The sequence below is a fragment of the Peribacillus sp. NPDC096379 genome, assembly GCF_044762875.1.
Taxonomy (GTDB): Bacteria; Bacillota; Bacilli; order Bacillales; family DSM-1321; genus Peribacillus.
In genome coordinates, this window is record NZ_JBIWFD010000003.1 from 355,003 (window position 1) to 377,298 (window position 22,296).

Genomic DNA, 22,296 nt, shown 5'->3' on the forward strand with positions numbered 1-22,296 from the left:
TATCTATTTTAGGCGGCAAACATTTATGAGTAAAACAGCATTATTAATTATATCACCCGAACAATTTTATCAAACTCACCTTACTTAATTATTAAAATGTTTTCGTTTAATACACTTTATTTCGTCTAAAATTAAAGGAGAGAAAAACATGCAAACAATCGCAGGAAAAGTGGCGTTAATTACAGGAGCAGGGCGTGGAATAGGACGTGCAACAGCAGTAGCTTTTGCACGAGAAGGTATTCACGTAGGTCTTGTTGGACGTACACTTGAAAATTTACAACAAGTAGCAGAGGAACTCAAACAGTATGATGTGAAGGTAGCAATCGCTTCGGCAACTGTAGCGGATTTAGACTCGATCACGACAGCGGTTGAATCAATTCGCGGTGAGCTTGGTCCAATTGATATTTTAGTAAATAATGCTGGCATTTCAAAATTCGGTAACTTCATGGATTTAACGCCTGAAGAATGGACAAATATTATCGATGTCAACGTAAAAGGTGTGTACTACACAACACGTGCAGTATTACCGGAAATGATAGAGCGTAACACAGGCGATATCATTAATATCTCATCAACAGCTGGTCAAAAAGGTGCACCCATTACAAGTGCATACTCGGCTTCAAAAGCTGCAGTGATCGGACTAAGTGAATCATTAATGCTTGAAGTGCGTAAGAAAAATATTCGCGTTACAACGTTAACGCCAAGTACGGTTGCAACAGATATGGCTGTTGAGCTAAACTTAACAGACGGCAATCCAGAAAAAGTGATGCAAGCGGAAGATTTAGCAGATTTAATGGTTGCACAGCTAAAACTTCATCCAAGAGTTGTATTAAAGCATGCTGGACTTTGGTCGACGAACCCTTAATTGAATTATTCGAAATATCAAGGCGCTATCCGATGTATTTTGGATGGCGCCTTTCTTTTTTTAAATAATAAGCTCTAATAGGGATACTGCCACCCCGTCTATCTCATGAATGGCATCACGAGCATTGGGATTAATGACATTTGTGTAGTAAGAAGAAAAGTATAGTTTTTAGTGTATTGCTGCTCTTTCCTGTTACATCTAAATACTTCATCACAGGCACTACAGGCATTCCACCTTTATCAAGAAGCATATACCTTTTCTTATTACCATAAGTAATCTAGATTGAATGGTCTTTATCTGCATCAAAATTTGATGGTGTACTAGAATTCGTTAGTATGTTGCCTAATACCCTTTCAGTAAACGGCATAAAGTAATTAAGTATTAGCCCTCCTAAACAAACAGTTAATAGCGTTCCAATACCAATTGGTCCATCGAATATCATTGCCAGTATCAAGAATACGAGGTAAATGAATGTTCTCGAAAACAGTATATTTGTTCTAGTTAATTCTTTTATTACTAATGTTAATCGGTCAATTGGAATCGGTGCAAAATTTGTGTGTAAATAAATGGCTGTTCCTAAACCTATAACAACTAAGCCGATCAAAAAACAAGCAAGCTTGTAAAACCATAATTCGGGTGTTATCAAATTGTGTAATAAAAAAAGCCATATATCGATACTAACACCAGTAATAAATGCTGTTAATAACCCCAAAACTTCTGGTCTTTGTCTTATTAATAACGAATTACAACAAATCAATATGAAAGCTATTATTATTTCCCAACTTCCTACAGTTAGGCCAAGGTTTATGGATAAACCGACCAATAGTGCATCAAAAGGTGATGTTCCAAGGTCTGATTGTATAGTCAATGCAATTCCAAAGGTTAATATTAAAATCCCTAATACAAAAAGACCATATTTTTCTTTACTCTGATTTTTCATGATGTTTTTATAGATAATTCTTTCACCATTAAAATATGTGGGATTCCAGCTTCCATAAACATAGTAGATGAAGTCTGATAACCAATTTTTTGATAAAAGCCCTCTGCTTGCGTCTGTCCGTGTAATTTAACCTTGGATACTCCCTTTTTAGCAGCGCTTTCTTCCAATGCTTTAATAATTACTTTTCCTAGACCATATTTACGATATGGCTTTAAAATACAAATTCTTTCTAATTTTCCTAAGTCATCAACAACTCTTATTCTGCCCGTTCCCACTGGTTGTTCATTGTAAAAAACTAATATGTGTTCGCATCGTCCATTAAGTGCGTCAAATTCATCAAATTCATCCTCTAGTGGTACGCCTTGTTCCACAACAAATACTTCTTTTCTAATATAGAATGCAGTTCTTAGATCATTTTCCACCGTTATTTTTTTTACTTCCACTTATCTTCGCCCTTTCTGGATTTATTTTCTTAGACAAGCCATAATTAAAATAAGTCAATATACAAGAGTATATATGAAAATATTTTTGTTGTAAATACAACAAAATTGGAGGCTGTTATATGCAGGAGATCCTTCGTGAAATAGGAATGATAGCCAGAGCATTGGATTCTATAAGTAATATCGAATTTAAAGAATATGAGCTTACAAAAGGACAGTATTTGTATTTGGTTCGAATATGTGAAAATCCGGGGATTTTTCAGGATAAGTTGGCAGAAATGATAAAAGTAGACCGAACAACGGCAGCTCGTGCCATAAAAAAACTTGAAATACAAGGTTTTATAGAAAAGAGAGAAGATGATCATAATAAAAAAATAAAAAAATTATTTCCAACAGAAAAAGGGAAGAACGTTTATCCCTTTTTAAAGCGAGAGGGAGATTATTCTAATAACGTTGCACTATCTGGATTCTCCCCTGAAGAAACAGAAACACTTTTCCAGCTTCTTCAAAGGGTTGGAAAAAATATTGAAGTAGACTGGGATCTTGTAAAAAAGGGGAAAAAGAGAGAATACTAATTGATTGAAAATTCACGTTCTATAGGAAGGCTAAAGGAGGCGTTTGTTGAAGTAGAATTAAACAACTTTATTATCTTTTCTATGAATGGAATCTGTATAGATCAATATGCTATTAAACAACTTTTAAAAGCCTTATTACATTAATATGTAGTCAGGCTCTTGTTTTTTTATAACACAACTTTATTCCCCATACACCTAACATGATTGCTGATAATTCTTTTTGAGATGGGACATAGTAACCGTAAATGGTTGGGGAGGAAAATACGATGAAAAATTGGACTTTTATTCTTACATTCGTTATCTTGAATTTTATTTTTCCACCGAATATCGCTACGGCAAGCCCAAGTTATCAAGGGTTAGCTGACACTTTACTAACGACACTAAACCCCACTATTTCTAAAGAGGTTCAAAAGTTTTATAAAACGAACAAACAATACGGATTGTATGATGCGAAAATCGTCCATATTCAAAGAGTACAAGAAGGGGGATTTAGTTTTCTCGTAAAGGTGCAGGTGACAACCTTTGAACATGCTCATAATCCGCCTTATGGAACGGATACGATTACCTTAGCAGTAGATCCGGTTGCAGTAAAAGTAGTAGATTTCGTTCATATCGGGGACGAGGAAGAAAAGAAAATGGAGCAATTTTACAAAGAAGCTCTAGCGGATATTCAACAAACATTTGCGCTTAACTTAAAAGATTATCAGATGTATTCATACGATCAGCTTTTATTTGAATCTGAAATACTGAAGGAATTTACATCTCTTTCTCATATTGCCGAAAAGGTTGTAACAACGATGCTCAATCCTGATATTAAACCACCGTTTAAAAACGTCATTGACCCCGTTACCTTTATAAATGGTAGCCATGGCTATATTTTATTTAAAAGAGCAGACGGTACAAACTATATGTATGTCTTGAAAAAAAGAGACGATGAATGGCAGATTACCGATAAAAAAAAGAAACAAGGCAAGAAGATGAAAGCAGAACTGCTTTGGTATGAATAAATGGAGCAAATAGCTTAATCTTTTCATGCGGAAAAAGAAGTTGTATATACAATATCAGCTTGTTTTCTGTTATATCAACCGTTTTGCAAATAGATTAGCCAACCGTTTGAATGCGATTTCGATTATAGTGTCACCGAAACACCGTATGGGCTTGGCCACTTCTACTTACTTTATTTTTACAGATTTAGGGATTGGAATTAGGCCGTTTATTCTAGGATCTTTAGTTCCAGTCATGGGATTTCGCGAATTGTATATGACGATAGCTATCGTGGTTTTTGCTTGCCTCTTCTTATATTATTTCTTACATGGAAGAAAAGCAGTACATGGAACTGTAAATGTAGGTTAATCCACTTAAGGGTCTGACCTCACACTCTATAAACCGTTTAATGTGTTTTGTTTACGCCTTAAACGATTTATAGTATGTGGGGTCTGACCCTTTTTTCGTGTTGCAAAAAGAGGAAAAGACCAGCAAAATACCTTAAAGCCGGTTCTTCTGATATATTCAGGATTTGTGTATCATATATATTAGCGTTTGAATTGTTCGATTTTCATTTCAAGTTCATCAATCATACTGATTAAGCGATCAATGTCTTCAAGCTCAGTATGTTCTGGATCAATATTTTCTAAGACCTCAATAAACATCGTTAGACGACCTTTCAAATACACTAATTGATCATCTTTATCGGTTATTTGCTTTCCCATGACGCACGCTCCTTTCGCCTTCTATATCGTATCGAACATATTATGAAAGTGCAATGTTAACATGTTTGTAGCCATTGACATTATTTTTTGATTGCCCATAATAGGAATGTAATCTTACTGAAGGAGTTTTCATAATGACCAGTTTAACCAATATTCCAGCAATACAACCGATTTCACCTGCCTATGATCCATGGGAAGCTTATATGGACGTTGAACAATATGGAAAAATGACGCTCACCAATATCGAGTTCACGACAACGACACTATGCAATATGCGATGTGAACATTGTGCTGTTGGCTATACGCTTCAGCCGAAAGATCCGAACGCCCTTCCACTGGACCTCATTCTTCGTCGTCTTGACGAAATACCAACATTACGCTCACTTAGCATTACTGGCGGCGAACCGATGCTTTCCAGAAAGTCAGTGAAAAATCACGTGCTGCCACTGTTAAAATATGCACATGAACGCGGTGTACGAACGCAAATAAATTCGAATTTAACCCTTGACCTTGCTCGTTACGAAGAAATCATTCCTTACCTTGATGTGTTACATATTTCGCATAACTGGGGAACGACCGATGAATTCATTGATACTGGGTTCGCAATGATGGACAGAAAGCCAACTCGCGAGCAGCGTGCAAAGCTATTTGATAACATCATTCTAAATTCACAGGCCTTGACGAAGGCTGGTGTCTTAGTCTCCGCGGAAACGATGCTGAATAAACGAACTCTTCCTCATCTAGAGCATATTCATAAGCAAATTGTTGAGGATATGGGCTGCCAGCGACATGAAATCCATCCGATGTATCCTAGCGATTTCGCTTCTGCGCTAGAGACATTGACCCTTGATCAAATGCGTGAAGCGATTCATCAACTGCTCGATTTCCGGAATAAAGATGTCTGGATGTTGTTTGGCACCCTTCCTTTTTATTCATGTAGCAGTAACGAGGAAGATGTAAAACTTTTGAAACGCTTATATGATACGAAGAAAGTTACGGTCCGAAATGATCCAGATGGTCGCTCTCGCTTAAACGTGAATATTTTTACGGGGGATGTGATTGTCACAGACTTTGGCGACGCTCCATCACTCGGCAATATTATCGATCAGCCGCTGTCACAATCGTATGAAACATGGATGAACTCCAAGCTTGCCGGAGAATTGAACTGTCATTGTCCAGCAGTTAAGTGCTTGGGTCCAAACGTACTCGTTAAAAACGCTTATTATCCAAAACTGGACTTTCAAACAAGAAAGTCTTCGATCTAAGAATAAGAGCGTGTCCTACAGGGCCTGACCTCACACTATTCCATCGTTTATGATGTCATCCACACGTCATTTAAATGATATATACAGTAGTGGGGGCAGGTCCTTTCATTGGACACTTTCTTTTGATTTAGGTTAGACCAGCCACATTATCTTGGTTGCTCACTAGCCATAAAGTTGAAGGAAAGATGATCTTGAACCGGAATCCACGCACCAATTCCTTGGGATGTGATATTTTTGATTAGTAAGGATCGCTTACTTCCTTTTAAAATCACATACACCTCACCATACGTGACTTTTCCTTTTTCGTTAATGGCTGAAGCATATGCATTCAGGTAGCCTAGTCGTTTTGCCGGTATATTATAGACTTGATCTTTCTTTGTTGCTCCGCCAATAATCGTTTCAAACGCTAACGGTAAATGGGTTTTTTCAGCCGCTTTAATCAGCATCATTTTTTGCACGTCTGGTGAGGATGGAATCTTGGCAGTTAAGCCACCGCGTACGACTTTCTGCATCTCTTGAACATAATGAATGGGATGTGGTGTCAAATTGGCACGGTTATCAAAGAAATTCGTGTTAATTTTTTGATATTCCCAATTGGGCGCTGTTTCACTTGATTGATAATTCAATGCCCAATGCCCTAAATAAATCGTCGCTCTGTACCCAAATGAAAATGGTGCTTTGCCAACAGCTGATTCATTCAGCATATGAATGAGTTCAGGATTCTCAATTTTTATTTTTGATGTATCAATTAAGGATTGAGCGAATTCACTAGGTTGAAGATAAGGTAAGTCCTGAGTCGAATTCGGATACGTGTTTTCCTTTGCAATATTTAAAACAGATGGAGGAATGACAGTTTTACTTGCTTCGGGTACTTTCTCCTTTGATATTGGAGCATCTTCCTTCTTCTCTACAGGCGTATTCTCCTTTTGTGTAGCAAAAGCTTCGTCTGAAAAATAAGGAAACCCTATCAGTAAACCACCAACAATCATCCATACTCTAAGTCGCTTCATCATGACGCACTCCTTTAAAAAAGGTTTTGTTACTATCGTTTGTCAGACATAGCGTTTATATGCAAGCGATGAATAAAAGATTTGTGTTTTTTATGGAGGTTAGGGGGACAGGGCTTCTTGATTTATTAATATAGACAATCTACTTTGCAGATATATTTCCTTTAAGGAAGCGCCTCAAAACCCAGCTCCGCATCGCCACCATTGTGATTAGGTGAAGGGAGCGTGCTACATGATTCATTCTTCATAGTAAATGGTAGCTTTAGCACCATTAAGATTTTGTAAAAAAGATTGAGATTTTGTTGTTTTGTAACACAAATGTAAAATTCTGAATATTTACAATTTTATTTATGTGGTATATAATAAGCTTACATTCAAATAAAGGAGGGGAAATCGTTTAGTCAACATTACGTCAAGGAGGAATGCTTATAGAGACGATTCCATAACCTTTACTTTATTACACGATTATTTAACTAAAACGAAACATAAAGGATGGTGGCTACTTCTAGAATTATTGGTTCCATGTCACATAAGGTTGCGTGAAGATAATTTTGGATGATTATATGTACTTACAAAATGTAATTGAATAAAAATGGCTCTCCTAATCAAGATGAGGTGAGCCATTTTTTTGTTTACTTATCGTACGCGTTCAAAAAGGAGGATAAAAAGAGCCGAGAAGTTCGAGGAGCGCATCTCGAGAGGACCGGACTTGCACAGGTTATGCTGACTTCTGTGTTACGCACAGGACGTGCGCGATTTTAATAGAAGGTCATTAATAAGCGACGAAGAAATTCGCAAGCTTTTTTACCGGACTTTTTGAACATCCTCTTACAATAAGTAAAACCCTATTCCCATGATCACATAGGCTGCCAAAAGGGTAAGGCCTTCAAACCAGTTTGTCTCACCATCATTTGAAATCATAATGATTAATAATACCGCTGTCACCATGGCGATTAGTTCAGGCAAAGTGAAGACCAGTGGCATAGAAATCGGGAAAAATAATGAAATAAGGACTAGTACAGGCGCTACGAACATAGCGACTTGTAACGTTGATCCAACAGCGATTTCTACCGCCACATCCATTTTATTTTTATAAGCCATAAGGATCGCTGATGCATGTTCCGCTGCATTCCCGACGATTGCGACGATAATAACTCCGATAAATAGCTCTGACCAGCCGAATGTTTCGCCGACAACACTGAACGTATGAACCAATTTTTCAGAAACATAGGCCACCACGAGCGTTGCCCCAAAAAGCACCGCAATCGCCTTTTTCTTACTCCATTCTGGTACTTCCTCTTCATGTTCGATCTGTTTTGTTTTTTCAGTAGGCTGGTACACGCCCCGATGCGTGACAAGTTTAAAGAACAGCGCAGCAAGATACAGGATGATTAATATAATGGAAATCCCTACACTTAATGACATCGTCCGGCTCTCACTCATATTTTGCGTAAACACTTCTGGAATCACAAAGGCCAAGCCGATCGCAAAAATTAATAAGCCAGCATTATGCCTTGCATCAAATACATTGAATGTTTGTCGCTTATATTTCGTTCCACCTACAAAAAAGGAAAGACCTGCGACCAATAATAAATTTCCTAGTACGGAACCCGTCAACGATGCAAGTACAACTCCAAGCAATCCAGCTTTCAAAGAAAAGATGGAGATAATTAATTCAACGGCGTTGCCAAATGTTGCATTCAATAAACCGCCGATTCTCGGTCCCATTACAATCGCAAGGCTCTCTGTCGCTCGGCCCATAAAGCTTGCAAGTGCAATAATCGTCAGACAGTATACAATGAACATTAAGATCGTTGACCAGTGCAGAATGGAGCCGATGATCGACAGCGGGACACCGGCAACTAAAAGCACGAAAAATATTTTATTACCCATATCACTTCCCCCTCCATTCCTCTATACTATCTCCTGCTTTTCCCATTCTATTAGTTCCATAAACAATTGATGCGGGATTTTTTAAGCTTGTACACTAGATGAATTACCATGTCAGATCAAGTGAAGATACCTGAAAATAAGAGGCTTGATAAAGTGAAACTTCCCTCAGTGTGGGTTAGTTGAACCATTTGCAAGCACAGTATCTAAAATGGCCTTTTCAATTTGGACTCTCAAATAAACCCCATGAAAAAAGGCTCGGACACGATGTCCAAGCCTTTTTTGTTAACTAATGATACCCATTTTGCCCATTTGCAGAGCCAGATGTTTTTTGCTTCGGTTTATTTTTTCCTTTTTGCTTCGTACTACCGTCCTTTTGCTGACCTTTTGGCACACAAACGCCCCCTGCTCTGTTTTACTGAAGCCAATAACTACTTCAGTTATAGTATGGCCTCATTCAGCCGCTTCATGAAGGTAATTTTCGGAAGGCTATTAACATGTTGGATGTTTCTGTTCACTTGATAGAGCATTGATTTCACCACCAATGATAATGATGATACCGGTCAGATAGAACCAAATCATGAGTACGATGATGCCACCAAGACTTCCATATGTAGTCGTGTACCCTCCGAAATGATCCACATAATAAGAAAACGCAAGCGACACGATAATCCAACCCGCTGTTGCAAAAAAAGCCCCTGGGACAACATGTAGGCATTTCTGCTTTTTATTCGGCGCAAGCCAATACAACATAATAAACACAATGACAAGCACAATTCCGCTGACAAGCCATCGCAATGCATTCCAGATTTGCAGAAACTCATCTGATAATCCGAATGAAGAAAATAAAAACACACCAAGTTGCCTGCCGAATACTGGTAATACAAGAGCAATCACAAAGATAAATATCATAGCCAATGTAAGGAGGATTGACATTCCTCTGGCTACAAAAAAGTTTCTCGTTTCTTCGACATTATAAGCTCGGTTAAATGCACGAACAATGGCATTTAACCCATTCGAAGCTGACCAAATGGTCGCAATGACTCCAAACGATAACAGTTTTGTATTGGCTTGCATCACTTGATTTATATTTTGCTCAATAAGTGCCATTGAGCTAGCTGGGGCAAAGCTACGAAATAGCATTAATAAATCCGCTTCGGAAATAGGGAGATACGGCAGTAAGCTAATGAGAACGAGTAGTAGAGGAAAGAGGGAAAGCAAGAAAAAATAAGCCAGCTGTGCAGCCAGTCCTCCTACATCATCCTGATCCATCCTTTTGATCATCTTTTTAACATACGCAATTCCCTTCATTTTGCCACCCCAAACTCGGTTACTTGGCCCAATAATATATCTTATCCGCCTTCGTTATGATTTTTTTAAAAATATCACACAGTATGCAGCTTCAAATCGTCAGATTCTTCATTCCTATTGTTCTTAATTTCAGCCGTAATCGCGTCTTTCGTTTCAATGACTGCATGTGCCAATTGTGGTGGAATTTCTTTCAATTCTTCCACCTTTTGTGAAATGTACACAGCATCATCCGTGATTTTTTCAATGGTCATGCGAATTTGTTCCGTTGTGTCACATACTTTTGTTAGGCTTAAGCTCGGATTTTTCACAAAGGTCTTCATTTCTTGAATGCATCCTTTTCCAGAACTGATTACTGAAGTTCTCGTTGTTTTATCAAATAAACTGATCACTGCTCCAGCTGCTGCTCCGATTAAAATCGACTTCAAGAAGATACTTTTTTTCACCCCATATTTTTCATTCATAATTTTTCTCTCCCCTCATATTTTATATATGTGTGTATGTAATTCTTCATTTTATCCTGTTATCCCATCATATACCAATTCGTGATTCTTTGTAAAAAATCTCTCGTTATTTTTTCCATTAACAAGCATTTCCATCCATTGAAACACCTGTACTTTTCATTGACTTATCATCACAATAATGACAAGATTAACTAAATGAATGGAACGAAAGGAATGATATCATGGATGTGTCACACAACACAGCAGAAACAGCTGATTACATGGTTGAAAAGATAAAAGAAAAGTTGAGAATGATGAATATTGGAGCTGTAAAATCCACACATTTCAATGCAGAAATGTATGAGGAACTCCGAGATATTTACGAAATGGTGATGCGCAAATCCAAATTCAGCCCAAGTGAAATGCAAGCTATTGTTGAAGAACTAGGCAAATTACGCAACTAAACCTAGGTTGCCCCAAAAGCTCGAATTGCTTTTGGGGTTTTTATATTTCACGTAAAAGAGGAGGGCAAAAAAAGAAATGATGATTGTAAGTTTTCTTTTAATCGGTTGGATATTAAATTGGTTTAAGTTTAATACCTTGTTTATTCAGGCATTCAAAGAGCTGTTTAACAAGGAAATCACCATTGCAAGTTATTATTTTATATTTTTTTGTGTTGGTACAATTGGCGACTTGATTTTATTTTTTAATGGAACATATAAAGTTTGATTATACAAATCGTTTATTCAGCTAATGAGGAACTTTAGTTGAAGATGTATGAGGGACCATATACCTACAGTTCCCCATTCAATTTGATTCAAAATCAACAATACTGTTTAACATAGCTTCGAAAAAAAGCCGGCTCACACAAAATGAGCCGGCTTTCCATCTATTTATTGCTTCGTTAAGATCAATGCGCCATCCTTCGTAATCGCAATAGTATGCTCGTACTGTGCGGAATATTCCCCATCAGCCGTTGATGCTGTCCAGCCATTTGGATCACGTACTGCTTTATATGTACCAACATTTACCATCGGTTCGATCGTGAATACCATGCCTTCCTTTAAGCGCGGTCCTTTATGCGGCAATCCGTAATGCGGGACTTCAGGGCTTTCGTGAATGACATTCCCAATTCCATGACCGATGAAATCACGGACAACTGAGAAGCCTTCACCCTCCACATAAGACTGAATCGCGTGACCAATATCTCCAATCCGGTTGCCTGGTACACATACTTCAATCGCCCGATATAAGGATTCTTTGGTTACTTCAAGGAGGCGTTCTGTCACCTTGGATACGTTTCCTACTTTGTAGGTCCACGCTGAATCAGAAAGTGCTCCATTGTAATTAACAACCATGTCAATGGTAACAATATCTCCATTCTTCAATGGCGTTTTCCGAGGGTATCCATGGCAGATTTCTTCATTTATACTTGCGCAAGTGGCATATTGATACCCTTTATAGCCCTTTTGCTCCGGTTTTGCTCCATGCTTTTTTAAAAAGCCCTCAACGAATTCTTCTATTTCCCAAGTAGTTACACCTGGCTTAATGAGCTTGGAAATTTCAAGGTGGCATGCGGCCAGAATCTTTCCTGACTCATGCATCGCCTGAATTTCTCGTTCCGATTTCAATACAATCACTCTGGACACTTCCTTTTAAAATAACGTTTATCTCTATTCTACTGCAAAAAAGCTAAGATATGAACAACAATGCATGATTCTTTCAAGACAAAAAGTATATCGCATACAGGTCTGATTTTACAAACGATACACCGTTTCTAGTAAGCAGCCCCTTCGTTTAAACAAGATCTTGATCGTAACAATGAAAAACCTGGCTTCTATTAAACAGCAAGTATTTTCATGCCATTTAAAGTAACCAAGTTCATTTTGCTTATTGCTTTATAGTGTTCCGTGGCACAATAAGAATTTCCACACGCCGATTCTTCGCCCGCCCTGCTTCTGTTTCATTAGTAGAAACTGGCATGAACTCTCCATGTCCTTTAGCACTAAACCATTTAGGATTCAGGCCATTATTTTCTAGCAGTATTTTCATAAAGTTCACTGAACGCATCACACTTAAATCCCAGTTCGAATCATATCTAGCATTTTGAATCGGTACATTATCGGTATGCCCACTGATTACGATACTACGTGGTGGATCCATGACGAGCAGTTTAGAAATCTCCCGTGCAATCCCCTGATTTTCCGTTCTTATCTCAGCACTGCCTGAATCGAATAATACATTATCCCGAATCGTAAGGAGCAAGCCACCGCTCGTTAATGAGGTGCCTAATTTGTCATTTAATTGATTGTTCTTGATAAATACATTTACTTTTTCTTGGATTTCTGAGAGCTCCTTTTGTTCGACTTGACCAAGATTGCCTTGCTCATTCTTTCCAGCACCATCTGCTGAAGGATCTTTCTTGTCTGGTGAGTCCGGAACAGGAGAAGGATAATCCATGACTCCCGCTCCTCCTGTGAAGATTTGATTGAACACGCCTGAAAGCTGTTGGAATTTATTCGCATCCACCGAACTCGAAGAAAATAGCACGATGAATAATGCCAAAAGCAAGGTCATAATATCCGCATAAGGAACAAGCCATGATTCATCCACATGCTCTTCCTTACGATCTTTCCTTCTCTTCCTAGCCATCTTGCTTCACGCCTTCCAGCCATTTTCTCCGTTCCTCAGCGGTCAAATAGGAAGTCAGCTTCTGTTCGATTGTTCGTGGCGCTTCTCCTTCAATAATCGATAGAATGCCTTCAATCATCATTTCCTTAATCCGTACTTCAGCTAGTGATTTTCGTTTCAGCTTATTGGCAAATGGATGCCAGAGTAGGTACCCTGTGAAGATTCCGAGCAAGGTCGCAACAAATGCTGCTGAAATGGCATGCCCAAGTTCGTCCGTATTATCCATATTTCCAAGTGCAGCGATTAACCCTAATACCGCTCCTAATACTCCTAGAGTAGGCGCATATGTACCTGCTTGTGTGAAAATGGCCGCTCCGCCAAGGTGACGTTCTTCCATTGCATCGATTTCTTCAGACAGTACGTCACGAATATAATCAGCACTTTGACCTTCAACAGCAAGATTCAAACCATTTTTTAAAAATTGATTATCCACTTGCTCTGCAACCGCTTCTAATGCAAGTAATCCTTCTTTCCTTGCAATGACTGCCCACTCGGAAAATGTTTGAATTAATTCCTGTGGCTTCGCCAGCTCTTGTTCTGTAAATAAAATCTTAACTAGCTTTGGCAGTTTCTTTAATTCAGATGATGGGAAAGCTGTGATGACGGCTGCAGCTGTTCCACCTAAAATAACTAAGATTGCAGCAGGATTCACCAAAGCAGATATATCCACACCTTTTAAATACATCCCAACTCCTATTGCAATGACTCCTAAAATGACACCAATTATTGACGTTTTATCCATCATATTCACCCATTCATTTATTCTTCTACTCTCTTTTCTTTATATCGGTAGAAAACATGAAAAAATGAGTACCTTTTTATTTTTTTCAAAAAAACTAACAATATGATTGCTGATTAGTTTTCTGAATCGAAAAAAATTATAAACTTTTTCAATATTCACAAATTATTGAAACAAATTTTACCTTTCAACTAAATTACCGGATACGTTATCGTTGCGTTTGTAATAGTAAAAAAGATTTCAGCTCCCAATCTCACCTACTACACGCTTGCAATTTTCTAAGCCAATATATGCATAAGACTGTAAGTCGAAATAACGTGATTTATCTAGATAGCAAGTTTTCTTATGGTACCATTTATGAATTGTCCCTTTAATTGGCATGGTTTTTTATTTTCTAGAATGATATGTTAAGTGTCGAGTATTTTCCGGGAAATATTCATTCTTTCGACAGAGAGTTTTGTAAAATGTAAACAATTACCACAAATTATTTCCCCACATTCTACAAATTTTATGTAAAATGCTATATAGGGGTCAAACTCTAATTAATAGGGGTGACTAGATGTTTTCAAATACAGAAATTGGCATCGATTTAGGGACAGCCAATACATTAATTTATAGTAAAAACAAAGGAATTATTTTTAACGAACCATCTGTTGTAGCCATTGATACAATCACCAATAAAGTGGTTGCTGTGGGTAATGATGCAAAAGAGATGATTGGAAAAACGCCAGGAAATATAGTGGCGATTCGGCCATTGAAAGATGGGGTTATTGCAGATTTCGATATTACTTCTCAAATGCTTAAACAAATTATGAAAGTAGCAGCCAAGAAGCTTGGACTTTCAATCAGAAAGCCTGTCGTTGTGGTATGTACACCATCTGGTTCTACGACAGTTGAGCGAAGAGCCATAGAAGATGCGGTGAAGAGCTTCGGAGCCAAGCAGGTGCATTTAATAGAAGAAACAGTTGCTGCCGCAATTGGAGCGGACTTGCCCGTTGACGAACCTACCGCAAATGTCGTCGTTGATATCGGTGGCGGAACAACAGAAGTGGCGATTATCTCCTTTGGTGGCGTCGTATCCTGCAACTCCATACGAATTGGCGGAGATCAGTTTGACGAAGATATTGTTCAACATATTAGAAAACAATATAATCTTCTTATTGGAGAGCGCACTGCCGAACGAATTAAAATAGAAATCGGCCATGCTCTCATTTCACATGACCGTCTCACCATGGATATAAGAGGTCGAGACCTTGTCTCAGGTCTGCCGAAAACCGTAACCATACATTCAGAAGAAATCCAAGAAGCGATTCGTGAATCCCTTCTTCATGTTTTAGAAGCCATTCGTGCTACCCTTGAGGATTGTCCACCAGAGTTGAGTGGTGATATCGTCGACCGAGGTGTTGTCCTTACCGGTGGTGGTGCTATGCTGAATGGCATTCAAGACTGGCTGAGCCAAGAAATTGTCGTTCCTGTTCATCTAGCGTCAAACCCGCTTGAATCGGTCGCAATTGGAACCGGTCGTTCTGTACATCTGATAAGTAAACTTCAAAAGGCTATCAAGTAAACTAAATACCGCAAAAAAAGAATCTCATCCATTGGAAGAGATTCTTTTTTTGCTAATATCTATCACGCTTGAAGCCAAAAATTTAGGCTTCTTTCTGTTTGTGAGCAAAAAGTTTTAGTCTCACCAAGGATTATGATCATCTTTCGTAGGGAATAGACTTCTAACCAGTAAAAAATCCGGGAGTGAAGTCTAATGAAACATCTATTAGCGTTCGGTAAAGAACTTACTAACGAAGTTAAGGAGGATCGGGCCACAGGGTTAGCTGCTGAACAGGCGTATTATTACTTACTTTCCATCTTTCCATTACTCATTTTACTGCTTTCAATTCTTCCCTATCTAAATATTGAGCCACAACAAGCAATCAATTTTATGAATCATTTCTTACCATCAGAAACTACGGACATGCTAGCCGATACGATTATCGGAATTGTAACAGAGTCGAATGGTGGACTTTTTACTATAGGAATCTTAGGAACGATTTGGTCAGCATCCAACGGAATGAACAGCTTTATGCACGCTATGAATATTGCCTTTGATGTTAAAGAAACAAGAAATTTCATTGTAGTTCGACTAATTTCCATTGCCTTAACTTTAGGGTTGATTGTTGCTTTTATCGTTGTCCTCGTACTTCCGGTATTCGGTAATGTTATTTTAAATATGACTAATCAAGTTATACCAGTTTCAAACGAATTCAAAAGCATCTTCAATCTTTTACGCTGGGTCATTGCTTTCGCTGTTATTTCAATTGTGCTTACTTTTTTATACAAATTTGCTCCTAATAAGAAATACCTATTTAAACATGTACTTCCCGGTGCCATCATTGCCACGGTCACTTGGCTAGTCATTTCCATTGCCTTTTCCTTTTATGTAAGTAACTTTGGCCATTATTCTTCCACATATGGAAGCCTTGGTGGTGTCATCGTTCTTATGCTATGGCTGTATGTAACGGGTCTGATTCTTGTGATAGGTGGAGAAATCAATGCCATTTTTCATAACAGATATTCTTCAGTAAAGGAAGTAACTCGTGTGAAGCCAATGAATTCAAAAGACCGAAAATTGACGACTTAATGAAACTTATCAACCGTGTCAATAAAACTTCACCGAGACGTCGGCAAACTCCAAGAATTCATTCCAAGTTAAACCATTCTTCTATTACGCTTTCTTCACAATTAACAACGGAGCGAAGCTTATAGTTCTAAGCTTTGCTCCGTTGTTTCATTTATTTAAATTGGGCTTATCCCCAAACCTCTTTTGAAACATCAACAATAAATTTTAATTTTTCCCATTGTTGTTCCTCAGTTAGCTTGTTGCCATGATGCGTGGAAGCAAATCCGCATTGTGGGCTTAAGCATAATTGTTCATGTGGTACATATTGGGCTGCTTCCTTAATACGAGCTATGATTGCTTCTTTATCTTCGACTTCTCCATTTTTAGATGTGACGATTCCTAGTACAACTTGTGCACCATCATTTGGAATATGTTCTAACGCTTTAAAATCTCCTGAACGTTCATCGTCATATTCTAAGAAGAATCCGTCTACTTTTTCTTTTGCAAGTAGCGTTGGGGCGATAAGATCATAACTTCCTCCAAACGCCCAAGTAGATTGATAGTTTCCGCGGCATAAATGTGTAGTCACGATTAAATCTTCAGGTTTTCCTTCCAATACGCCGTTAATTACGCGTAATGCTAAATCAATTAAGTAATCTCTTGTATATTTTCCATCATTGAAAGGGATCCCCGGAGAGGAAAGACCCGCAATGTATACATCATCTAGTTGTAAGTATCGTACACCAACCTCGTAAAATGCTTTTAATGCATCTTGATACGCTTTAATAATATCATTTGCATATTCTTCGATGTCAGGGTAAATCGTTTCATCACGAATCCCAAGATTAAATAATTGGTTCGGGCTTGGAATCGTTTGTTTCGCAACTGCACGGTCACCGACGATTTCCTTAAATTCAACGAAATCTTTAATGAATGGATGCTCAGGATTGAATGAAATCTTCCCGATGTTTCTAACGTTATATCTCTCTGTTTCTATACCATCAAAAGTGTATCCTTTTTCTGGTACAAAGCCTTCAAATCCATTTATATGCTCTAAGAAATCTAAGTGCCACCATGTACGTCTAAACTCACCATCCGTCACTAATTTCAACCCAACCTCAATTTGCTTATCAACAATCCGTTTTATTTCCTTTGTTTCAACCTCGCGTAATTGTTCCGCAGTTATTGTACCTTCTTTAAAGTCCTTTCTTGCGCTATGTAGATTATCTGGTCGCAATAAACTACCAACGTGATCTGCTTTGAACGGGACTTTCGTAATTGTTTTTGTCATGTCTAATTCCTTCTCTCTTTTATTATTTGTGATAACAACATTTTTTGCTGACTAGTAAACAAAAAATAAAAAACCCTTCTTGAATACAAGAAGAGTTTTGTGCGCAATGGCTATTTACTCTTCTTATCTTCAAGCCTTACGCTTCTGGAATTAGCACAGTACTTAAAAGTCTGTTGCTGAGGTATCAAAGGGCCAGTCCCTCCACCTCTCTGGATAAGAAAGTTACATATTTAATTATTTGATAATTCTCACTTTATATCTATTACTATTGAATGTCAAGGGTAAAAATATCAAATTTCTAAATAAACAGTTTTCAAGTCAGATCCACTAAACTTAATCTGCGTGAAGTTTTGTAGTATCTGAACTCTTTGGTTTTGCACCTTTTTTTGTCCCGCATTAATGGAAAGTCAAAACCCCCACCTCAAGGCTTAGAGGAATCGTAGGTGGGGGATGAAGAAACCCCGCTGTTTGAAGTTTCACTTTATCTACTCCATTATTCGTTCAAATATGTCCATGCATATTGCGCGTATAGTTCGGCTCCTGTAACGAGAGCGTCTTCGTCAATGTTAAATTTGCCATGGTGATGCGCCCATTCTGTATCTTTGTCGGGATTTCCACTTCCTACTAAAGCGAAACTACCAGGAGCCTCGTCTAAATAGAAGCTGAAGTCTTCCCCACCCATTGTCGGCTTTTCAGTATATAAAACATCCTTACCGAATGCTTCTGAAGCGACCTTTTGTACAAACTTAGCACTATATTCATCGTTAATAACCGGTTGGGTTCCGTGGATATATTCCACTTCGGCACTTGCCCCGTAAATATTTGCGACATTTTCAGCGTATTGCTCGATTTGCTTTTCAATATGTGCACGCGTTTCATTGTCAAAACAACGGACCGTTCCTTCGATGACAGCATTTTCGGCAATGACGTTAAACCGTGTGCCAACATCCATCTTTCCGATCGTAAGCACGGCAGGTTTTTGCGGGTCAATTGTTCTTGATACAACAGCTTGGATATTCATGACGAAAGAAGATGCAACAATGGCTGCATCAATGCAATCATGCGGCATAGCACCATGTCCGCCTTTTCCTTTAAATGTCACTTTAACAATATCCGCTGATGCAAATGATGGTCCCGGCGTACATGAAACTTTATGAGTCGGCATCTGTGACCAAATATGAATGCCAAATACATTATCAACGTCTTCCATCGCACCTTGCTTCACCATTTCTCGTGCACCTGTCGCAGCTTCTTCAGCAGGTTGGAATATTAATCGTACAGTCCCAGGTAACTCATCTTTACTTTCATTTAGAGCTTTCGCTGCAATAAGCAACATTGCCGTATGGGCATCATGACCACAAGCATGCATTTTGCCATCTTCCTTTGAAGCATATGGAAGATCTTTGTTCAACTCTTCTACCGGTAATGCGTCCATATCCGCTCTTAAAGCGACCGTTTTCCCTGCTTTGGCCCCTGCTATATTTGCAATGACACCTGTAGGATTTGTTCGACGATAAGGAATTCCTAGGTTTTCTAGATATTCACAAATGAATGCTGTCGTGTTTTCTTCTTCCCATGATACCTCGGGTTCACTGTGGAGTTTTCTACGTAATTCTGTTAGTTCTTCACGATACGTCTGAATGGCTTCTTTAATTTTTTGATGAATCATGTTTATTCAACCTCCGTTAAGTTCTTCGCTGCTTCAAAAAGGATTTGTACCCCATTCGTCAAATGACGTGCATCCGACCATTCTTCTGGACAATGGCTAAGCCCGTCTTTACTTGGAATGAAAATCATCCCGACATTTGTAACATCAGAAAATATCATCGCATCATGACCTGCGCCACTATTAATCGAACAATACGGGATTTCTAGTCTACTACTCTCTTGTTTCAACAAAGAACGAATGTCTGTATTCAACTCTTTTGGTTGAATAAACAAAAGCTCTTCAACAGATGTTCGGATTCCATTTTCACTGTGAGACTGTATCAATTCTATTGTTTTTTGAATCATGTTTCGTACGTTTTCTTCCTTACCAGATCTGATGTCCACAGAGAATACAACTTTGTCTGGAATGACATTGGCTCCATTTGGAAATACTTCTAGACGACCTGTTGTGATGACTGCTCCTTCTCCTTCATCGATTGCAAGATCCGGAAGTTGTGAAATGATCTTTGCAGCGGTAACTAAAGCATCCGAGCGGCGATCCATTGGCGTTGTACCTGCATGACCTGCTCGCCCTCCTATCGTCACTTCCAATTGGGCCAATCCAACGATGGCTTCAACGACACCGATTGGAATATTCTTTTCTTCTAGAATCGGGCCTTGTTCGATATGCAATTCCAAAAATGTCTTTATTGTATCTGGCTTTCTCTCTTTGGCTAATGAAGAATCTAGTCCGATTTCTGACATCGCCTCTTCCGTCGAGATGCCATCTTTGTCTTTTAGATTTTTAAAATCATCCGCACTCAGTGAACCGATAATTCCTCGTGAACCCATCAGTCCGCCACCAAATCTTGATCCTTCTTCTTCGACCATCGCAATGATTTCCAAAGGATATTTCGGTTTTAATTGATTTTCAGAAAAGAGAGCGGCTACCTCCAAACCTGCAACGACTCCAGCAGTACCGTCATACGCTCCACCATTCGGGACAGAATCAAAATGTGAACCAATGAGAACACTTGGTGCGTCTTTTAAACTTCCTTCAAACTTTCCAAAAATATTGCCAAAACCATCTTCCGAAACGACCAGACCATATTCCTTCATTCTTTCCTTGATATAATTTCTTGCTTGCAAATCTTCTTTGCTGTACGTAAGCCGTGTAACGCCTCTATTAGACGTTGCTGTAAATTCACTTAAGGACCTAATATGACTTTCCATCCGTTGTTGGGACTTTTTCACAATACCCCTCCTCGTTTTTTACAAGAATCCTACGAATATTCCTGCTAAAACGACCGAAACGATCGTTACAGTTATGAATCCACCAACGAGCATAGGTGGTAGCATATGACTTGTTAGCACTTCTTTTTCTTTCTCGTCATTCGTTAAAGACTTAATTACTTCATTTGTGATGATATAGTCTGCGGGAAACCCATATAAGGCTGTTAACGATACAGCGAACGCCATTTCTTTGCTGACTTTTAAAATCTTACCGATGATAAATGAGAATATATACATGCCGATGACTGCTAAAATAATACAAACGATGAGAGGATATAAGATCTCAAGCATCATACTTGGTGTCGCCTTTTGCAAACCGTCGAAGATGAAAAGCATAAGCGCCATAATGGAGAAACCGAACCCATTCGCTTTTTGTAATGGTTGTTTTTCCAAAAATCCGACACTTTTCGCAATAATCCCAAATAATAAACATAGGACAAGTGCATTAACCGTCACGAACGGCGCAAGTAAAGTAGAGACAAGATAGGCAAGGAAACCGACAAAGGCAAGTCTAAAGAATTTGAAATACTCTGTGTTATATTTTTCCGGCATATTTTTGAAAAGTTTGAGTTCCTGCTCTTTTTCTACTTCCCCACCATTTTTCGCATCTTTTATAGTCAGTTCTCCACTGCGGTATTTCTCAAGGAGTCTTTTCCCTTCCTTTTTTAATACAATTGAAGTGATGGGATATCCTGCAAATCCTTGCATAACGTAGATGACGATTGCAAATACAGATAAAGACGCAAGTCCTGCTTCTTTGGCTCCTTCAGACATAATTAATGCTGATACGATTCCACCTACTAATGGAGGAATGGCAACAACGACTGTTTCAAAGTCGAAAATCAATGTTCCAATCGTAAATAATATAGCGATAATTCCTAAAACACCGGAAAGGGCAATGACAATGGTCTTCCATTGATTCTTCAATTCTTGAAGAGAAAGCAAAGTACCCATATTTGTGATTAATAAGAACATCATCATAGTCGCAACCACAGGTGGTACTCCAGCCACCGCTACGATATCTGGTGGGAAAAATGTCCAATAACCAATAAGAAATAGTACTGCACAAACGAATACAGATGGTACCCAGGCTTTCGTTCGAACAGCTACTACGTCACCTATATATAAGATTAATACAAGAATAACTAAAGCTAACATTTGCGACATAACAATCACTTCACTTTCATTAATATTTTAAAATATTATCACAGAATTTATTTAATTGAAAGATAATTTTGATTTTTAAATGAATTATAATTATTCATTTATTATAAAAACGCATTATTTAACAATAAAATGTAAAGATCCCATATAATCTCATAACATCTCCAATATTCGACTGTTACATAAAAAGTATAATTATTACAATATTAGTATAATGCATACATCATTTAAAATAAGAAGCATTCAATTATCAAGGGGAAAAAATGTACGTTTCAAAAAAGAGGAAGGATTATAAACCATCATTCATCAGACAAATAGGACTTTCTTAGACGACGCCAAGAAGGCGTAGTTTCAGAAACATCCTTTTTCCATAAAAAAAAACACATGAAGAAGGTCCTAAAAGGTCTGACCGCAC

23 protein-coding genes and 1 riboswitch are annotated in these 22,296 nt (G+C 38.3%); of the genes, 9 read left to right on the top strand and 14 right to left on the bottom strand.

The window, feature by feature from the left end; all coding sequences use genetic code 11:
• The first annotated feature begins 148 nt into the window (after positions 1 to 148).
• Positions 149 to 865 (top strand): 3-ketoacyl-ACP reductase, encoded by a 717-nt coding sequence (locus tag ACIQZI_RS15745; protein WP_403074557.1) that lies wholly within the window; start codon positions 149 to 151, stop codon positions 863 to 865.
• A 277-nt stretch (positions 866 to 1,142) separates the two neighbouring features.
• On the opposite strand, the gene ACIQZI_RS15750 is transcribed toward ACIQZI_RS15745, so the two are convergent.
• Both ACIQZI_RS15750 and ACIQZI_RS15755 read right to left on the bottom strand, forming a co-directional pair.
• On the bottom strand, positions 1,143 to 1,805 hold the full coding sequence (locus ACIQZI_RS15750; RefSeq protein WP_403074559.1) for a YczE/YyaS/YitT family protein: 663 nt from the start codon (positions 1,803 to 1,805) through the stop codon (positions 1,143 to 1,145).
• Positions 1,802 to 2,248 (bottom strand): GNAT family N-acetyltransferase, encoded by a 447-nt coding sequence (locus tag ACIQZI_RS15755; RefSeq protein ID WP_403074561.1) that lies wholly within the window; start codon positions 2,246 to 2,248, stop codon positions 1,802 to 1,804. The genes ACIQZI_RS15750 and ACIQZI_RS15755 overlap by 4 nt, the downstream gene beginning before the upstream one ends.
• Positions 2,249 to 2,367: 119 nt before the next feature.
• Between ACIQZI_RS15755 and ACIQZI_RS15760 the strand changes: the two genes are divergently transcribed.
• The 3 genes from ACIQZI_RS15760 to ACIQZI_RS15770 all read left to right on the top strand — a co-directional run bounded on the left by ACIQZI_RS15760 (position 2,368) and on the right by ACIQZI_RS15770 (position 4,173).
• Positions 2,368 to 2,820 carry a MarR family winged helix-turn-helix transcriptional regulator gene (locus ACIQZI_RS15760; protein WP_062184246.1) on the top strand — a complete coding sequence of 151 codons (453 nt, stop codon included), beginning with the start codon at positions 2,368 to 2,370 and terminating at the stop codon, positions 2,818 to 2,820.
• Between the two features lie 266 nt (positions 2,821 to 3,086).
• The gene (locus tag ACIQZI_RS15765; RefSeq protein WP_403074563.1) at positions 3,087 to 3,827 is read left to right on the top strand and encodes a DUF3888 domain-containing protein; all 741 of its coding nucleotides are present in this window, start codon (positions 3,087 to 3,089) and stop codon (positions 3,825 to 3,827) included.
• 40 nt (positions 3,828 to 3,867) lie between these two features.
• Positions 3,868 to 4,173 (top strand): hypothetical protein, encoded by a 306-nt coding sequence (locus ACIQZI_RS15770; protein WP_403074565.1) that lies wholly within the window; start codon positions 3,868 to 3,870, stop codon positions 4,171 to 4,173.
• Between the two features lie 179 nt (positions 4,174 to 4,352).
• Here ACIQZI_RS15770 and ACIQZI_RS15775 read toward each other — a convergent pair whose 3' ends face one another.
• Positions 4,353 to 4,529, bottom strand: coding sequence for an SE1561 family protein (locus ACIQZI_RS15775; protein ID WP_172796878.1), 177 nt, complete (start codon positions 4,527 to 4,529; stop codon positions 4,353 to 4,355).
• 134 nt (positions 4,530 to 4,663) lie between these two features.
• On the opposite strand from ACIQZI_RS15775, the gene yfkAB reads away from it, so the two are divergent.
• Positions 4,664 to 5,794 (top strand): radical SAM/CxCxxxxC motif protein YfkAB, encoded by a 1,131-nt coding sequence (gene yfkAB / locus ACIQZI_RS15780; RefSeq protein WP_403074568.1) that lies wholly within the window; start codon positions 4,664 to 4,666, stop codon positions 5,792 to 5,794.
• 146 nt (positions 5,795 to 5,940) lie between these two features.
• On the opposite strand, the gene ACIQZI_RS15785 is transcribed toward yfkAB, so the two are convergent.
• The 4 genes from ACIQZI_RS15785 to ACIQZI_RS15800 form a co-directional block, all read right to left on the bottom strand.
• Positions 5,941 to 6,804 (bottom strand): YfkD family protein, encoded by an 864-nt coding sequence (locus ACIQZI_RS15785; RefSeq protein ID WP_403075190.1) that lies wholly within the window; start codon positions 6,802 to 6,804, stop codon positions 5,941 to 5,943.
• A gap of 825 nt (positions 6,805 to 7,629) precedes the next feature.
• Complete coding sequence (gene cax, locus ACIQZI_RS15790; protein ID WP_062184258.1) at positions 7,630 to 8,694, bottom strand: calcium/proton exchanger; 1,065 nt, start codon at positions 8,692 to 8,694, stop codon at positions 7,630 to 7,632.
• A 489-nt stretch (positions 8,695 to 9,183) separates the two neighbouring features.
• Positions 9,184 to 10,002, bottom strand: a complete 819-nt coding sequence (locus ACIQZI_RS15795; RefSeq protein ID WP_403074569.1) for a YihY/virulence factor BrkB family protein — start codon at positions 10,000 to 10,002, stop codon at positions 9,184 to 9,186.
• 74 nt (positions 10,003 to 10,076) lie between these two features.
• Complete coding sequence (locus ACIQZI_RS15800; RefSeq protein ID WP_403074571.1) at positions 10,077 to 10,463, bottom strand: YtxH domain-containing protein; 387 nt, start codon at positions 10,461 to 10,463, stop codon at positions 10,077 to 10,079.
• Between the two features lie 221 nt (positions 10,464 to 10,684).
• Between ACIQZI_RS15800 and ACIQZI_RS15805 the strand changes: the two genes are divergently transcribed.
• A complete protein-coding gene (locus ACIQZI_RS15805; RefSeq protein WP_062184266.1) occupies positions 10,685 to 10,906 on the top strand; it encodes a DUF1128 domain-containing protein in 222 nt (73 codons plus the stop codon).
• Positions 10,907 to 10,982: 76 nt separating this feature from the next.
• On the top strand, positions 10,983 to 11,171 hold the full coding sequence (locus ACIQZI_RS15810) for a hypothetical protein (RefSeq protein ID WP_403074574.1): 189 nt from the start codon (positions 10,983 to 10,985) through the stop codon (positions 11,169 to 11,171).
• Between the two features lie 164 nt (positions 11,172 to 11,335).
• Here the strand turns inward: ACIQZI_RS15810 and map are convergent, their stop codons facing one another.
• The 3 genes from map to motA all read right to left on the bottom strand — a co-directional run bounded on the left by map (position 11,336) and on the right by motA (position 13,875).
• Positions 11,336 to 12,082, bottom strand: coding sequence for a type I methionyl aminopeptidase (map, locus tag ACIQZI_RS15815; protein WP_403074576.1), 747 nt, complete (start codon positions 12,080 to 12,082; stop codon positions 11,336 to 11,338).
• 250 nt (positions 12,083 to 12,332) lie between these two features.
• Positions 12,333 to 13,094 carry a flagellar motor protein MotB gene (gene motB / locus ACIQZI_RS15820; RefSeq protein WP_403074578.1) on the bottom strand — a complete coding sequence of 254 codons (762 nt, stop codon included), beginning with the start codon at positions 13,092 to 13,094 and terminating at the stop codon, positions 12,333 to 12,335.
• The gene (gene motA / locus ACIQZI_RS15825; protein WP_062184279.1) at positions 13,087 to 13,875 is read right to left on the bottom strand and encodes a flagellar motor stator protein MotA; all 789 of its coding nucleotides are present in this window, start codon (positions 13,873 to 13,875) and stop codon (positions 13,087 to 13,089) included. The genes motB and motA overlap by 8 nt, the downstream gene beginning before the upstream one ends.
• A gap of 556 nt (positions 13,876 to 14,431) precedes the next feature.
• Here motA and mreBH point away from each other — a divergent pair.
• Positions 14,432 to 15,439, top strand: coding sequence for a rod-share determining protein MreBH (gene mreBH, locus ACIQZI_RS15830; protein ID WP_062184282.1), 1,008 nt, complete (start codon positions 14,432 to 14,434; stop codon positions 15,437 to 15,439).
• A 192-nt stretch (positions 15,440 to 15,631) separates the two neighbouring features.
• Positions 15,632 to 16,507 carry a YihY/virulence factor BrkB family protein gene (locus ACIQZI_RS15835; protein ID WP_403074580.1) on the top strand — a complete coding sequence of 292 codons (876 nt, stop codon included), beginning with the start codon at positions 15,632 to 15,634 and terminating at the stop codon, positions 16,505 to 16,507.
• A 166-nt stretch (positions 16,508 to 16,673) separates the two neighbouring features.
• Here ACIQZI_RS15835 and ACIQZI_RS15840 read toward each other — a convergent pair whose 3' ends face one another.
• The 4 genes from ACIQZI_RS15840 to ACIQZI_RS15855 all read right to left on the bottom strand — a co-directional run bounded on the left by ACIQZI_RS15840 (position 16,674) and on the right by ACIQZI_RS15855 (position 21,884).
• Positions 16,674 to 17,777 carry a 5-methyltetrahydropteroyltriglutamate--homocysteine S-methyltransferase gene (locus tag ACIQZI_RS15840; protein WP_403074582.1) on the bottom strand — a complete coding sequence of 368 codons (1,104 nt, stop codon included), beginning with the start codon at positions 17,775 to 17,777 and terminating at the stop codon, positions 16,674 to 16,676.
• A 120-nt stretch (positions 17,778 to 17,897) separates the two neighbouring features.
• Positions 17,898 to 17,997, bottom strand: a riboswitch (SAM riboswitch).
• Between the two features lie 273 nt (positions 17,998 to 18,270).
• The gene (locus ACIQZI_RS15845) at positions 18,271 to 19,443 is read right to left on the bottom strand and encodes a M20 family metallopeptidase (protein WP_403075194.1); all 1,173 of its coding nucleotides are present in this window, start codon (positions 19,441 to 19,443) and stop codon (positions 18,271 to 18,273) included.
• Between the two features lie 5 nt (positions 19,444 to 19,448).
• Positions 19,449 to 20,678 carry a Zn-dependent hydrolase gene (locus ACIQZI_RS15850; protein ID WP_403074584.1) on the bottom strand — a complete coding sequence of 410 codons (1,230 nt, stop codon included), beginning with the start codon at positions 20,676 to 20,678 and terminating at the stop codon, positions 19,449 to 19,451.
• 18 nt (positions 20,679 to 20,696) lie between these two features.
• On the bottom strand, positions 20,697 to 21,884 hold the full coding sequence (locus tag ACIQZI_RS15855) for a hypothetical protein (RefSeq protein WP_403074586.1): 1,188 nt from the start codon (positions 21,882 to 21,884) through the stop codon (positions 20,697 to 20,699).
• Between the last annotated feature and the right edge of the window lie 412 nt (positions 21,885 to 22,296).